Below are 14,845 nucleotides of genomic sequence, written 5' to 3' on the forward strand. Positions count from 1 at the left end.
CCATGCCTTTCCATCTTCCCCGCCTGCCACGCCTGGCCCTTGCCCTGGCCGCCACCACCTTCGCCCTGGCCGCGCACGCCCAGGGCGGCTACCCCGCCAAGCCGCTGACCTGGATCGTGCCCTTCGCGGCCGGCGGCCCCACGGACGCCATGGCGCGCGACATCGCCCAGCGCACCAGCACGCAACTGGGCCAGCAGATCATCATCGAGAACGTTCCGGGCGCGGGCGGCACCATCGGCGCGGCCAAGGCGGCGCGCTCGGCGCCCGACGGCTACAGCTTCCTGGTCGGCCACATGGGCTACATGGGCGCGGCGCCGTCGCTGTACAAGAAGCTGGCCTATGACCCGGTCAAGGACTTCGAGGCGGTGTTCCGCTTCCCCGACACGCCGCTGGTGCTGCTGGTGGGCAAGAACTCCCCGTACAAGACGGCAGAGGAGCTGGTGGCCTTCGGCAAGCAGAACCCGGGCCGGCTGAACTTCGGCAACGCGGGCGTGGGATCGACCTCGCACCTGGTGGCGGCGCTGTTCGCCAGCCGCGCGCAGATGGAGATCACCCAGGTGGCCTACAAGGGCGCGGCACCGGCCATGACCGATGTGATCTCGGGCCAGGTCGATGCCATGTTCGACCAGACCAACACCGCCCTGCCCCAGCTGGCGGGCGAGCGCATCCGCGCCATCGCGCTCACCTCGGACAAGCCCATGCCGCAGTTCCCGGGCGCGGCAGCGCTGGGCCAGAAGCTGCTGCCCGGCTTCGAGACCGCCACCTGGTACGGCATCTACGCGCCCAAGGGCACGCCGCGCGACGTGGTGCAAAAGGTCTACCAGGCCTATACCAAGGCCCTGGCCGACAAGGCCTGGACCGACAGAATGGCCGCCCAGGGCATACGCCTGCTGCCCGCAGATCAATACGCGCCCGAAGCCCTGGCCCGCCACACGGCCGCCGAGGTGGAGCGCTGGCGCAAGGTGGCGGCCGACGCGAAGATCTCGCTGGACTGAGCCCATGGACCAGACACGCACCCAGGCCCAGGCACAGACCCAAGCTCATACCCGCATCGAGCACGATGCCTTCGGCCCCGTCCACATCCCTGCCGACCGACTCTGGGGCGCGCAGACCCAGCGCGCGCTGGAGCTGTTCACCATTGGCGAGGAGCGTTTTCCGCAGGGCCTGTACCGCGCCTTCGGGCTGCAGAAGCTGGCGGCAGCGCGTGCCAACCGGCGCCTGGGCGTGCTGGACGACGAGCGCGGCGCGGCCATTGAGGACGCAGCCACCGAACTGCGCGACGGCCTGCTGGACGCGCATTTCCCGCTGACCATCTGGCAGACGGGCTCGGGCACGCAGACCAACATGAATGCCAACGAGGTCATCGCCAACCGCGCCAACCAGATGCTGGGCCAGCCCCCGGGCACGCGCAGCCCGGTCCATCCCAACGACCATGTCAATGCCTCGCAGTCGTCCAACGACAGCTTTCCCACGGTGATGCACCTGGCCACGGCGCTGGAGCTGCGCGACCACCTGCTGCCCGCCCTGGAACAGCTGCAGCAGCGCCTGCAGGAACGCGCCCTGGCCTTTGCCGGCGTGCTCAAGGTGGCGCGCACGCACCTGATGGACGCCGTGCCCATGACGCTGGGCCAGAGCTTCGAGACCTTTGCCCACCAGGTGGGCCACGGCATGGACCGGCTGCAGGCCACCCAGCCCCGTCTGTGGAGCCTGGCCCAGGGCGGCACGGCGGCCGGCACGGGGCTCAACGCGCCGGCCGGATTCGACCGGGTCTTCTGCGAGGAGATACAGGCGCTCACGGGCCTGGCGGTCACGCCCAACCCCTGCAAGTTCGAAGGCATGGCCGCGCACGATGCGCTCATCGAGGTCTCGGGCGCGCTCAACGTGGTGGCCGGTTCGCTGGCGAAGATGGCCAATGACATCCGTTTGCTGGGCTCAGGCCCGCGCTGCGGCCTGGGGGAGCTGGTGTTTCCCGACGATGGGCTGAGCTCCTCCATCATGCCGGGCAAGCGCAACCCGACCGTGGCCGAAGTCGTGGTGCAGGCCGCCTACCAGGCCATGGGCCACCACCTCACCGTCACGCTGGCGGGCTCGGCCGGGCACTTCGAGCTCAACGTGGCCAAGCCCGTGCTGATCCACCACCTGCTGCGCGCCATGCGCGCACTGGGCGACGCCAGCCGCGTGTTTGCCGAGAAGCTGGTGGCCGGCCTGCAGGCACACACCGAGCGGCTGGAGCAGCAGGTCAGCCACTCGCTGCTTCAGGCCACCGCGCTCAACCCGGTGCTGGGCTATGACGCCGTGGCACGCATCACGCGCGAGGCCATGGCACGCGGCATTGCGCCGCGCGAGGCGGCCGTGGCGCTGGGGCTGGTCACGGCGGCCGAGTACGACCGGCTGGTGGACCTGCGGGCCATGGCCGGGCTGCCGCCCGCGTAGCGGCCTCAATCCTCCAGGCCTATGTTCTGCACGATCTTCTTCTCGTCCTCGAACGCCTTCCTGGCGAACGCCGTGTACTCCTGGCTGCCGCGGAACTGCGTGCGCACGCCGTAGTTGCCGACGACCTGGCGGAAGGCCGGATCGTCCATGGCGGCCTTGATGGCGGCTTCGAGCTTGCGCACGATCTCGGGCGGCAGGCCGCGCGGCCCGGCAATGCCCAGGGGCGAGGGCACATCGAAGGCATAACCGGCCTCGCGGAACGTGGGCACGTTGGCAAAGGCCTCGGGCCGCACCTCGGAGGCCGAGGCCAGGGCACGCAGCTTGCCCGAGCTCAGGTACGGCAGCACCGTGTTGGCGTACACGCCGGACTTGATGTGGCCGGCCATCAGCGAGTTCAGCGCCTCGGCATCGCCCTTGAAGGGCGCATGCGTGAAGCGTGCGCCCGTGGCCTGCTCCAGCAGCGCCATCACCACGTGGTTGGCCGTGAACTTGCCCGGCGTGCCGTAATCCACGGCACCCGGATTCTTCTTGGCGAACTCGACCAGATCCTGCACCGTCTTGAACGGCGAGTCCTGGGGCACGGCCAGCACGAAGTCATAGGTCATGTAGGTGGCGATGTAGCTGAGATCGCGCACCGGGTCGTACTGCACCTTCTGGATGTGGGGCTGGCGGAAGATGCTCACGGGCGCCAGCGTCAGGCGGTAGCCATCGGGCTTGGCCGTGCGCATCTCCATCACGCCCATGGACGCGCCTGCGCCGGGCTTGTTCTCGATCACCACGGTCTGCCCCAGCTGCTTGCCCATGCCCTGGGCCAGCGCACGCGCCACCACGTCGGTCACGCCGCCCGCGCCGTAGGGCACGACCAGGCTGATGGGGCGGCTTGGATAGCTGTCCTGCGCCCATGCTGCGCCCGTCATCAGGACCGATGCGCACATCCATGCGCCAAACACTCGTCTTTGCATTTCCATCTTCCTCAGAGGCTCACGACCATCGAACTTGCTGCTGTTCAATTTAGATGGATGCATGCCAACCATGGATTCGGGCAAGCCCGTAGCGTTTGGGCGTCTGGGGAAAACGCGCAGCGTGGGTGCGGGGAGTGGAACTCTATAGCGGAGGGTGACGTGGTTACTTGGTTTGCAGAGTTTGTGGGCTGCTTTTTGTGCGCATCGCGGTGATTGGGGCATGTCTTTGACGTGACAGTTACGGGGCGTATGCCTTCAGAGCGGCTGCCATTCAGGGATGTTTTTTTGTCCCTGCCGGGGGTAGGCTATGGACCCCATAAAAGAAAAGCGCCACCAGCATCCCTGCCAGCAGCGCCTTCCTCAGCCAATCATCAGACCAAAATCAGCGAACGGTATCGCCCAGAACAAGCCCTTCACGGCGCGGATCAGCCCCACCTTCCAGCTGCGCCTGCCCATTGCGCTGCACCCGCAAGATGGTGCCGATGCCGCTGGACTGCGCACTGATGGACACCACATGGCCCAGGGCACGCAGGCCGCTGACCAGCGGATCGTCGTTGCCGCCATTGGCCGTGTTGATGTTGGGGTGCTCGCCGCCCACGTTGGTGGTCGGGCTGTTGGCCGCGCCGAAGTCCACCATCGATGTGGCCTGCTGGGCATCCAGACCCCAGTCCAGCGCGCCGACCAGGGTCTTGGTCACGTACTGGATGATGGTGCTGCCGCCCGGCGAGCCGGTGGCCATCTTGAAGTCGCCGGCGGTGCCGTCGGTCTTCAGGTCGAACACCAGCGTGGGCGCCATGGAGCTGCGCGGGCGCTTGCCTGGCTGCACGCGGTTGGCGACCGGGCCTTCGGTGGTGCTGGGGATGGCAGCGAAGTCGGTCAGTTGGTTGTTGAGCACGAAGCCGCGCGTGACGTGGAAGGAGCCCATGCTGGACTCCACCGTGGTCGTCATGCTCAGTGCGTTGCCCTTGGCATCGACGATGCTCATGTGCGTGGTGCCGGCCTCCTTGACATCGACCACGCCCTGCGAAGGCGTGCCGAAGTTGCCTGCCTGGGCCGTGCCCATGCTCTTGGTCGTGGAGATGAGGGCGGCGCGCTGGCGCAGGTAGCTCTTGTCCAGCATCAGGGCCGGCGAGCCGCCGGGCAGGGACACGAAGTCGGTGTCGGCCACGTACTTGTCACGGTCGGCATAGGCCAGGCGCAGGGCTTCGCTGACCAGGTGCACGCCCATCACCGAGGGCTTGCCGCCCTCGCCATCGATGGCCGTGGGCGCATAGGCCTTGAGGTCGAAGTTTTCCAGAATGCCCATGGCCTGGGCCACGGCGATGCCGCCCGACGACGGCGGCGGCATGCTGCAGACCATGTAGCGCGCACGGTAGGTGGTGCAGACGGCCTCGCGGCGCTTGGCCTCGTAGCTGGCCAGATCCTGCAGCGTGGTCTTGCCGGGGGTGATGGGTGCGCCGTCCGAGACGGTCTGCGTCACGCCCACCTTGCTGACGATGGCCTGGGCCAGGTCGCCACGGTAGAAGGCGTCGGCGCCGCCATTGGCGATGCTGCGCAGCGTGTCGGCATAGGGCTGGTTGACGAACTTGGCGCCCAGCGCCAGCGGCTTGCCCTGGGCATCGAAGTAGAGCTTGGCGGCATCGGCGTCGCGCGCCAGTTCCACCTTGGAGCCGTCCAGCGCCGCAGCCATGCGACCGCTGATGGGGAAGCCCTTGCTGGCCAGGTCGATGCCCGAATTGAACAGCTGGGGCCACGCGGTCTTGCCGTAGTCCTTGTGCGCGAGTTCCAGCATGCGCACCACGCCCGGCGTGCCGATGGAGCGGCCGCTGGCGCGCGCCGAGGGCTTGGGCGCGGTCTGGTCGGCGGTGTCGTCCACGTAGCGCAGGTAGTTTTCCGTGGCGGCGGCCGGCGCGGTCTCGCGGCCGTCATAGGCCACGACCTTGCCCGTGGCTGCATCGCGGTAGAGCATGAAGGCGCCACCGCCGATGCCGCTGGACTGCGGCTCCACCAGGCCCAGCACCATCTGCACGGCCACGGCCGCATCCACGGCCGAGCCGCCGGACTTGAGCACCTCGCAACCGGCCTTGGACGCCAGCGGGTTGGCCGTGACCACCATGTACTTGGAGGTGTGCAGGGCCTTCTTGCCGAGGCGGTAGCCCGACGAGGGTTCGGGTGCGGCCGGATCACCGGGCAGGCCCGAGCCCACGACCACGCTGCCATCGCCCGAGGTGATGGCACAGGCGGCCAGGTCGTCCTGGCCCGATCCGCCATTGCCGCCGCCTCCGCACGATGCGAGGAACAGCGGCGTGGCGGCCGCAAGGCCGATCCACTGCCATGCAGGCAGGCGTTGCCTGGAAGGGGGTTGCTTCATGAAATGTCTCCTTGTGGTGCGTGGAATGCGTTGATCTTGTTCACCTGGGGCAGCACCCGCCCGCAGGCTTGCCGCGAGCTTACATCCGTTCCACCACCACTTCGCGCAGATGCAGCCACCCCGTCAGACCGGGGCTGAAGGACCCCGCTCGCGGATGGCCGGCCCTGCATGCAAGGTCCGTGCCCGGATCGGGACGACATCAGGACCAGGAATATCTGGCGGAAAATCCGAACCCGAGCACACCCCAAGGCTGTGCGGCCCGCAGCCTGTGCGGTCGCCCACTTTGGCTTACCATCGCCGGCCCTCTGCTTGATAGGTACAAGCCATGATCCGCGTCTCTGAACTGAAACTGCCCCTGTCGGCGGTGCAATACCACCCCGACAGCCACACCGAATATCTGCCCCTGGAGCCGCTGCGCGCCCTGGCCGCGCGCCAGCTGGGCATTGCCGAGGAGGCCATTGCCTCCGTGCACGTGCACAAGCGCAGCTTCGATGCGCGCAAGTCCGAGCTGCTGGCCGTCTACATCGTGGACCTGACGCTGGCCGACGAGAGCCAGGAAGCCGCACTGCTGGAGCAGTTCTCCAGCCATGCCCATGTGAACCCCACGCCCGACATGCGCTGGCATGCCGTGGGCCAGGCGCCTGCCGACCTGCAGCGCCGGCCCGTGGTGGTGGGCTTCGGGCCCTGCGGCATCTTTGCGGCCCTGGTGCTGGCACAGATGGGCTTCAGGCCCATCGTGATCGAGCGCGGCCGCTCGGTGCGCGAGCGCACCCAGGACACCTGGGGCCTGTGGCGCAAGCGCGAGCTGGTGCCCGAGTCCAATGTGCAGTTCGGCGAAGGCGGCGCAGGCACCTTCTCCGACGGCAAGCTCTACAGCCAGATCAAGGACCCGCGCCACCTGGGCCGCAAGGTGATGCAGGAATTCGTCACCCACGGCGCACCGCCCGAGATCCTCTATGCCGCGCACCCGCACATCGGCACCTTCAAGCTGGTGAAGGTGGTCGAGGGCATCCGCGAGGAAATCATCCGCCTGGGCGGCGAGATCCGCTTCGGCCAGCGCGTGTGTGACATGCGCATCGAGGGCGAGGGCGAGGACCGCCATCTCACCGCCCTGGAGGTGCTGGACCAGGACAGCGGCGAGCGCCAGTGGCTGGAGACAGACCATGCCGTGATGGCCCTGGGCCACAGCTCACGCGACACCTTCGCCATGTTCTACGAACGCGGCGTGCACATGGAGGCCAAGCCGTTCTCGGTGGGCTTTCGCATCGAGCATCCGCAGGGCCTGATCGACCGGGCGCGCTGGGGCAGGCATGCCGGCCACCCGCTGCTGGGCGCGGCCGACTACAAGCTGGTGCACCACGCCAGCAACGGGCGCGCGGTCTACAGCTTTTGCATGTGCCCGGGCGGCACCGTGGTGGCGGCCACCAGCGAGCCCGAGCGCGTGGTCACCAACGGCATGAGCCAGTACTCGCGCGCCGAGCGCAATGCCAACGCCGGCATGGTCTGCGCCATCGACCCCTCCGACTATCCGCGCGATGCCAAGAGCTTTGCCTGGGCCTTCGACGGCAAGACCCATGGCGTGGAAGACCTCAAGGACGGCGAACTGCACCCGCTGTCAGGCATCGTGCTGCAGCGCCAGCTGGAGACCAAGGCCTACCTGCTGGGCGGACGCAACTACAACGCGCCGGGCCAGCTGGTGGGCGACTTCATCGCGGGCAAGGAATCGGCCGCGCTGGGCGAGGTCGAGCCCTCCTACCAGCCCGGCATCACGCTGACCAACCTGCACCACGTGCTGCCGGCCTACGCCATCGAGGCCATGCGCGAGGCGCTGCCCGCCTTCGGCAAGAAGATCCGCGGCTACGACATGCACGACGCCGTGCTCACCGGCGTGGAAACGCGCACCTCCTCGCCCGTGAAGATCGAGCGCGGCGCGGACTTCCACAGCCTGAACACGCGCGGCCTGTACCCGGCCGGCGAAGGCGCCAGCTACGCGGGCGGCATCCTGTCGGCCGGCGTGGATGGCGTCAAGGTGGGCGAGGCCGTGGCCTGCGCCATCCTCGGGCTGCCCCTGCCCTCGTCGGGCGCACGCGGCTCCGGTGGCGCAGCATGACACCGCGCCCGCCCCGTTTCGCCGCCCCCTCGCGCACCCAGCTGCTGACCGCCATTGCAGCCATGGGCGTGGTGGTGCTGTCGTCCAACATCCTGGTGCAGTACGCCATCAACGACTGGCTGACCTGGGGCGCCATCACCTATCCGTTCGCCTTCCTGGTGAGCGAGCTGGTCAACCGCAGCTTCGGCCCGCAGCAGGCCCGGCGCGTGGCCTGGGTGGGCTTTGCCGTGGCCGTGGCCGCCTCGCTGGTGCTGGCGCCGCCGCGCATCGCGCTGGCCTCCGGCGCGGCCTTCATCGCCTCGCAGTGGCTGGACATCGGCGTGTTCCACCGCCTGCGTGCGGGCCGCTGGTGGCGTGCCCCCCTGGTGGCCACGCTGCTGGCCGCCTGCCTGGACACCTTCCTGTTCTGGAGCATCGCCTTCGCAGGCGCCGCCGAGCCCTGGGTGACCTGGGCCCTGGGCGACCTGGGCGTCAAGCTGGTGCTGGGCGTGGCGCTGCTGCTGCCCTTCCGGCTCGCCATCGCCCGGTGGTGGAAAGGCCCATCGGCAATCGCCAGCGCCAAATAAAGCCGACGCGGTTCGCACGGACTCGATCTCAAGCCAGGGCACCGAGCAAGGGCCGACGCCGGCCGCGCCGCCCCGCAGCGAGGGTGCCGTCCCCCTCCCGCGTAGCGAGAGAGGGGGCGCCGTGCAACGGGAAGCGGCGTCCGCCGCTCAGGGGGAGTCCAATAACTATGGGTTGCGCTGCAGGTAGTCCACGGCCAGCGCGGCCAGTGAACGCGCGCCCGTGGGCAGTTGCTTCTCGTCGATGTCGAACAGCGGCGAGTGGTTGGACGGCGCCTTGGCAAAGTCCTGGCCGGCCGGCGGCGCGCCCAGGAAGTAGAAGAAGCCCGGCACCACCTTCTGGAATTCCGAGAAATCCTCGGAGCCGCTGACCTTGGGAATCACCATGGCCTTGCCGCCCATGGCCAGCTTGAGCGCGGGCAGCGAGGCCTCGGTCAGTGCCGCGGGGTTGGTGGTCACCGGATAGGCCACGGGGCCGAAGCGCACCTTGGCCTTGGCGCCGCTGGAGGCCGCGATCTGCTCGGCCGTGGCGGTGATGCGCTTGTGTGCCTCCTGGCGCATGTCCTCGTCGAAGGTGCGCAGCGTGCCCTGCATCTCCACGTTGTCCGGGATGATGTTGTAGCGCGTGCCGCCCTGGATGGAGCCGATCGTCAGCACGGCCGGCTCCAGGCTGATGTTGAGCTGGCGGCTGACCACGGTCTGCAGGCCCAGCACCACCTGGCTGGCCGCGACGATGGGATCGACCGCATTCCACGGCGACGAGCCATGGCCGCCTCGGCCCTCGACCTGGATGCTGAGGCTGTCCGAGCCCGCCATCAGCGGCCCGCTGCGATAGCCCACCATGCCCGAGGGCAGGTTGGCCGTGATGTGCAGGCCGTAGATGGCCTGCACGTCCTTGAGCACGCCGGCCTCCACCATGGCCTTGGCGCCGAAGCTGGGCACATGGCCGTGGGCATCGGCCTCCACCGGGGCGCCTTCCTCGGCGGGCTGGAAGATGAACTTCACCGTGCCGGGCAGCTTCGCGCGCATGCCGGCCAGCGCCTCAGCTGCGCCCATGAGCATGGCCACGTGGGCATCGTGCCCGCAGGCATGCATGACCGAAACCTCCTTGCCCATGTACTGGGCCTTGGCCTTGGAGGCAAAGGGCAGGCCGGTCTTCTCGGCCACGGGCAGCGCATCCATGTCGGCACGCAGCGCCACGGTCTTGCCGGGCTGGCCGCCACGCAGCACGCCCACCACGCCCGTACCGCCCACGCCGGTCTGCACCTCCATGCCCAGGCGGCGCAGGTGATCGGCCACCAGTTTGGCCGTGCGTTCTTCCTGCCCCGACAGTTCAGGGTGCTGGTGGATGTCTCGGCGCCACTCCACCATCTTGGGCGCCAGCGGCTGGATGGCGGTATCCAGGGCCGCCAGGCCCTGTGCATCGAGCCCCTGGGCGCTGGCCGCCAGTGGCAGGCCGCAGGCCAGCAGCCCGGCCAGGGCGATGGAGCGCAGGCCTGTGCGCGGGGAGGAGGAAGGCTTTGTCTCGGCGCTGGTGTGGAGCATCTTCGTGGTCCTGGAAAGTGGCACAAGCAGCCATGCTAAAAGTGAAGCACGTATGACGGGCACGTCAAAATCGCCATTCGAGGAGCCAAAACCGCCATGCCCCGAGCCTTCATCATCGAGCTGCCCTGCCTGGAGCACAGCGCCATCGGCCATGCCGCGCACCTGGTCGAAATGCTGCGCAGCGCCAACCTGGTCGCCAGCCTGCGCCTGGGCCGGCGCGCGCCACGCTTTGGCTGGCGCTGGGTCGACGGCCAGGGCCGGCCCCTGCCCGCCATGCCGCATGCGACCGAAGGCGCGGCAGCCGAGGGGCCCGCGCAGGCCGTCTTCGTGAGCGCGCTGCACTGCCCCGACATTCCCTCCATCCGCGACATCGTCGCCGCGCATCCGGCCCTGGTGCGCCGCATCACCACGGCCTTCGACCAGGGCCTGGCCGTCTGCACGCTGGGCAGCGCCGCCTGGTTTGCGGCAGCGGGCGGCCGCTGCCAGGGCCGGCTTGTGGCCCTGCCCTGGTATTTCATGGGTGGCTTCGGCCTGGACTTCCCGGGCATCGAACTGGCCGAGGGCCAGCCCTTCGTGGACGACAGGCCCTGGCTCAGCGCCTCCCACCCCGAGGCCCTGGCGCCCATGGCCGTCGCGCTCACCCGCCATGCCTTCGGCGACGACCTGGCCGCAGCGCTGGCCGCCGTGCTGCAGCCCGATGCCCAGCGCGAACGCGCCACCCGCGCCGCCCTGCAGGACCGCCGCATTCCCGCCACACGCAACAGCGTGCTGGCCCATGCCATCGCCTGGCTGGAGGCGCGCGTGGAGCAGCCCTATGACCTGCAGGCCCTCGCGGACGCGGCATCCACCAGCCCGCGCACCCTGCTGCGCCACTTCCAGCAGGAACTGGGCCACAGCCCGCTGGACCACCTGCACCGCCTGCGCTGCGCGCGGGCCCGGGTGCTGCTGGAGATCACGCTGGAGAGCGTGCCGTCCGTGGCGCTGGCCTGCGGGTATGGGGATGCCTCGGCGTTTCGGCGGGTGTTCTTGCGGTATGTGGGGATGGCGCCTGCGGCCTATCGGGAAAGGCATGCGTTGAGGGCGCCCAGGAGGCGGTGGAGGGTCGATGCCCTGGACGGGAGGGCTACGGGCATAGACGTTTGAACACCGCTTCGGGATGGGCATCGACCATCGACTCCTGCGTCGCGTCGATCCATGCGCGTACCGGATCTCCCCGTCCGGGATACGGCTATGTCCGCTGCGGCGGCCACTGGCGGGCCGCATGCAGGACGCGCAGCACACGCACGCTGTCGGCGATCATGTCATAGACCAGGATGTAGTTGGGATGCACCACCAGTTCGCGCGTGCCGGCGACGCGCCCGACTCGGCCAAGCAGGGGATGGTCGATCAAATGCCCCGCTATTTCGGAAAACCGCTCGTCAAGGGCCAGCGCGGCGGACGGATTGTCTTGAGCGATGTAGGCACGGATCTCCCGCCTGTCGGCGGCTGCTGGACGTGTCCATACCAGCTTCACGGCGCGGAAATCTTCCTGCGCATTTCGGCCCGCCATGCCCGTGCTTCTGCCTCCACTTCATCGGCAGACAGCACCTCGCCCGCGTTGGCCGCGTCGATGCCGACCTGCACTTGCGCGCGCAACCATGCGTCATGTGCCGCAGTCTGTTCCTGCTGTTGCACATATGAGCGCATGAAGTCGCGCAGCAACTGCGCACCCGTGCGGTCGCAGGCTTTGGCGGCGGTGGCAAAGTCGTTTTTCAGGACCTCATCGACCCGGAAGGTGAAAGTTGCTTCGCTCATGGCGCGGGCTCTCATGTGTTACAGGGTACGTACAAGGTAGCACATAGGACAATGCCACACAGATGTATCGGCATGGCATCAAGGTCACCCAGGCCTGACGGATGGAGCTGGACGAGCAGGCACGGGACAGGGACAAAAACAGACCCGAGAACAAGAAGAACCTAATCCACCGTCACCTTCGCCTCCCGAATCACCCTCCCCCACTTCTCCGTCTCGGCAGCAATGAACCGATCGCACTCCTCAGGCGTGGACCCCTCCGCAAACGTCCCCATCACCTGCTCCAGCCGCTGCGACACCTCGGCACTGCGGATGATGCGCGACACCTCGGCGGACATGCGCTGCACGATCTCGCGCGGCACGCTGGCCGGCGCGATCATGGCCGCCCAGGTGCTGCCCAGCAAGCCGTCGTAGCCCTGCTCCACGAAGGTGGGCACGTCGGGCAGCGCGGCCAGGCGCTTGTCGCTGGCCACGCCGATGAGGCGGATGCGGCCGGCCTTGGCGGGCTGGATGAGGTTGGGCGGCGGGTCCAGGAACAGCGGGATCTGGCCGCCCATGAGGTCGGCCAGCGCGGGCGCGGCGCCCTTGTAGGGCACGTGGACCATGTCCGTCCTGGTGAGCAGCTTCATCAGCTCGGTGGTCAGGTGGGCGCTGGAGCCGCTGCCCGAGGAGCCGAAGCCCACCTTGCCGGGATTGGCCTTGGCATAGGCGATCAGCTCGGGCGTGGTCTTGAAGGGCGCGTTCATGGCCACGGCAGCGACCAGGGGCGAGACGCCCATGAGCGAGACGCCGACCAGGTCCTTCTTCGGGTTGTAGGGCAGCTTGGGATAGAGCGTGGTGTTGGCCGCATAGGCCGCGATGACCACGCCGAAGGTGTGCCCGTCCGGCGCGGCCTTGGCGATCTGGTCCACGCCGATGATGCTGTTGGCGCCAGGTTTGTTCTCCACGATGACGGGCTGGCCCAGGGCCTTTTGCAGGCCGACCTGCAGCAGGCGCGCCATCTGGTCGGTGAAGCCGCCTGCCGTGTAGGGAACGATGATGCGGATGGGCTTGGAGGGCCAGGGGCTCTGGGCCCAGGCCGAGGGGGCCAGCACGGTGGTGGTGGCTGCTGCAGCGGCGGCAGCGGTCGATTGCAAAAAGCCGCGGCGGGAAGTCGAAGGCATGGTGTCTCTGGATTCTTCTCAGTTGAAAAATGGCCCCCACGCTACCCTTGCTGCGCAAGGTCCGCTGCCCCCCAAGGGGGCCGCTTTTCATCTTGGGGCGGCCCGGCGATGAAAAAACGCCACGCAACAGCGCAGCGTCGGATGGAAAAAGGGCTCAGTACCCCCGCGCCACATCCACAAGGTTGAGCAGCGGCTCGCCCGCGCGCAGGCGACGCAGGTTCTCCAGGCACTGGCGCGCCACGGTGTCGGCCGAGGCCTGGGCCGCGATGTGCGGCGTGACGAAGGCCTTGGGATGGCCCCAGACCTTGTTGCCGGGCTGGGGCGGTTCGTCGCGCAGCACGTCCAGCGCGGCGCCGGCCAGGTGGTCTTCGTCGAGCAGGGCCAACAGGTCGTCTTCCACCACCTGTTCGCCGCGCCCCACGTTGATGAAGTAGGCGCCGCGCGGCAGCAGGGACAGGGTGCGGCGGTCCAGCAGGTCGCGCGTCTCGGGCGTGAGCGGCAAGGCGCAGACCAGGATATCGCTGGTGGACAGCAGTTGCTTCAGACCTTCGGCACCGCTGTGCGTGGCCAGGCCTGCAATGCTCTTGGCGCTGCGGCTCCAGCCGGCGACGGGGTAGCCGATGGCCTGCATGGCGCCGGCCACGAAGCGGCCGACCTCGCCCAGGCCCAGGATGCCCACGCGGCAGTCTGCGCTGGCGCGCACGGGGCGGCGCAGCCAGTCGCCGGCCTGCTGCTGGCGCTCGAACAGGTCCAGCTCGCGCGTGTGGCGCAGCGCGGTGCCGACCACGTACTGTGCGATCTCCACATGCTGCTGCGGATCGACGGTGCGCGCCACGGGCAGGCCGGCCGGCAGGTCGGGCACGGCCAGCAGCTTGTCCACGCCCGCGCTGGGCGCGCACAGCAGCTTCAGGCCCGGATAGGCCGGCAGCACGCCCGGCTTGAGGCTCCAGGCGAGCATGGCCTCGACCGCATCGGCCGGCGCCTCCTCGCGGTGGCCCCAGACCTGCACGCCGGGCGCCAGCGAGCGCAGCGAGTCGACGATGGGCGCGCCCATGCTCGGGTGGATATTGACCAGAATTCCCATGGTTTCCTTCAGTCCTTGTAAGAAGGGTCTATGCGGTCCAGGCGGCGCAGCAGGCCGGGCCAGGCCAGGCCTGCGCCCTTGCCCTTGGTGACCTGGCGCGACTGGTTGACCGCGTCGGCAATGATGTCCTGCGGGATGCGCGTGAGCTCGCCGCCGCCCGACTGCGCCAGGATCTGGATGCGGCAGGCCGACTCCAGCGTGTACATGGCCAGCACGGCCTCGGCCACGTTGCGGCCGCAGGTCAGCAGGCCGTGGTTGCGCAGGATGAGGAAGTTGCTGGCGCCCAGGTCATCGACCAGGCGCGGCTTCTCGTCGTCGCGCAGGGCCACGCCTTCGTAGTCGTGGTAGGCCAGGCGCGCCAGCGGGAAGATGGACTGCTGCGAGATGGGCAGCAGCCCCTCCTTCTGCGCCGAGACGGCCACGCCGTAGCGCGTGTGCGTGTGCAGCACGCACTGCACCTCGGGGCGGCCGTCGTGGATGGCGCTGTGGATGACGAAGCCGGCCGGGTTGACGTCATACTCGGTCTCCATCAGCGGCCGGCCCTCGTGGTCCACCTTGACCAGGCTGGACGCGGTGATCTCGTCGAACAGCATGCCGTAGGGGTTGATCAGGAACTGGTCGGGCTGGCCCGGCACGCGCGCCGAGATGTGGGTGAAGATCAGGTCGTCCCAGCCGAAGTGGGCGACCAGCCGGTAGGCGGCGGCCAGCTCGATGCGGGTCTGCCATTCCTCGGCCGTCACCTGGCGGCGGACCTCGGACATCGTGGTGTCGTTGCTCATGGGGTGTACCTCTTGGTGGACATCGTTTGGAGAAAGCCTCCGCC

At 68.7% G+C, this 14,845-nt stretch carries 13 protein-coding genes; 5 read left to right on the forward strand and 8 right to left on the reverse strand.

Features of this window, described 5'->3' with window-relative positions; translation table 11 throughout:
* Nucleotides 1–2 precede the first annotated feature (2 nt).
* Together DELCS14_RS25175 and DELCS14_RS25180 are read left to right on the forward strand one after the other, a co-directional pair.
* The gene (locus tag DELCS14_RS25175) at nt 3–995 is read left to right on the forward strand and encodes a tripartite tricarboxylate transporter substrate-binding protein (RefSeq protein WP_012203368.1); all 993 of its coding nucleotides are present in this window, start codon (nt 3–5) and stop codon (nt 993–995) included.
* A gap of 4 nt (nt 996–999) precedes the next feature.
* The gene (locus DELCS14_RS25180; RefSeq protein WP_013804131.1) at nt 1,000–2,433 is read left to right on the forward strand and encodes a class II fumarate hydratase; all 1,434 of its coding nucleotides are present in this window, start codon (nt 1,000–1,002) and stop codon (nt 2,431–2,433) included.
* 5 nt (nt 2,434–2,438) lie between these two features.
* On the opposite strand, the gene DELCS14_RS25185 is transcribed toward DELCS14_RS25180, so the two are convergent.
* On the reverse strand, nt 2,439–3,395 hold the full coding sequence (locus DELCS14_RS25185; RefSeq protein ID WP_012203366.1) for a tripartite tricarboxylate transporter substrate binding protein: 957 nt from the start codon (nt 3,393–3,395) through the stop codon (nt 2,439–2,441).
* 382 nt (nt 3,396–3,777) lie between these two features.
* On the reverse strand, nt 3,778–5,766 hold the full coding sequence (gene ggt / locus DELCS14_RS25190) for a gamma-glutamyltransferase (protein ID WP_013804132.1): 1,989 nt from the start codon (nt 5,764–5,766) through the stop codon (nt 3,778–3,780).
* Nucleotides 5,767–6,091: 325 nt separating this feature from the next.
* Between ggt and DELCS14_RS25195 the strand changes: the two genes are divergently transcribed.
* Nucleotides 6,092–7,876, forward strand: coding sequence for an FAD-dependent protein (locus DELCS14_RS25195; protein ID WP_013804133.1), 1,785 nt, complete (start codon nt 6,092–6,094; stop codon nt 7,874–7,876).
* A complete protein-coding gene (locus DELCS14_RS25200) occupies nt 7,873–8,442 on the forward strand; it encodes a VUT family protein (protein ID WP_013804134.1) in 570 nt (189 codons plus the stop codon). The genes DELCS14_RS25195 and DELCS14_RS25200 overlap by 4 nt, the downstream gene beginning before the upstream one ends.
* Nucleotides 8,443–8,607: 165 nt before the next feature.
* Here the strand turns inward: DELCS14_RS25200 and DELCS14_RS25205 are convergent, their stop codons facing one another.
* The gene (locus DELCS14_RS25205) at nt 8,608–9,984 is read right to left on the reverse strand and encodes an amidohydrolase (protein WP_013804135.1); all 1,377 of its coding nucleotides are present in this window, start codon (nt 9,982–9,984) and stop codon (nt 8,608–8,610) included.
* Nucleotides 9,985–10,080: 96 nt separating this feature from the next.
* Here DELCS14_RS25205 and DELCS14_RS25210 point away from each other — a divergent pair, with 96 nt between their 5' ends.
* Entirely contained in the window at nt 10,081–11,127 is a 1,047-nt protein-coding gene (locus DELCS14_RS25210) for a helix-turn-helix domain-containing protein (RefSeq protein ID WP_013804136.1), read from the forward strand.
* An 85-nt stretch (nt 11,128–11,212) separates the two neighbouring features.
* On the opposite strand, the gene DELCS14_RS25215 is transcribed toward DELCS14_RS25210, so the two are convergent.
* The 5 genes from DELCS14_RS25215 to DELCS14_RS25235 form a co-directional block, all read right to left on the reverse strand.
* Nucleotides 11,213–11,533, reverse strand: coding sequence for a type II toxin-antitoxin system mRNA interferase toxin, RelE/StbE family (locus tag DELCS14_RS25215; RefSeq protein ID WP_013804137.1), 321 nt, complete (start codon nt 11,531–11,533; stop codon nt 11,213–11,215).
* The gene (locus DELCS14_RS25220) at nt 11,494–11,778 is read right to left on the reverse strand and encodes a hypothetical protein (RefSeq protein ID WP_013804138.1); all 285 of its coding nucleotides are present in this window, start codon (nt 11,776–11,778) and stop codon (nt 11,494–11,496) included. The genes DELCS14_RS25215 and DELCS14_RS25220 overlap by 40 nt, the downstream gene beginning before the upstream one ends.
* Before the next feature lie 161 nt (nt 11,779–11,939).
* Nucleotides 11,940–12,938 carry a tripartite tricarboxylate transporter substrate binding protein gene (locus DELCS14_RS25225; RefSeq protein ID WP_013804139.1) on the reverse strand — a complete coding sequence of 333 codons (999 nt, stop codon included), beginning with the start codon at nt 12,936–12,938 and terminating at the stop codon, nt 11,940–11,942.
* Nucleotides 12,939–13,092: 154 nt separating this feature from the next.
* The gene (locus DELCS14_RS25230; RefSeq protein ID WP_013804140.1) at nt 13,093–14,022 is read right to left on the reverse strand and encodes a glyoxylate/hydroxypyruvate reductase A; all 930 of its coding nucleotides are present in this window, start codon (nt 14,020–14,022) and stop codon (nt 13,093–13,095) included.
* 8 nt (nt 14,023–14,030) lie between these two features.
* A complete protein-coding gene (locus DELCS14_RS25235) occupies nt 14,031–14,801 on the reverse strand; it encodes a class II aldolase/adducin family protein (protein ID WP_012203336.1) in 771 nt (256 codons plus the stop codon).
* Nucleotides 14,802–14,845 lie beyond the last annotated feature (44 nt).

Source organism: Delftia sp. Cs1-4, from assembly GCF_000214395.1.
In the GTDB taxonomy this organism is placed as follows: Bacteria; Pseudomonadota; Gammaproteobacteria; order Burkholderiales; family Burkholderiaceae_C; genus Comamonas; species Comamonas acidovorans.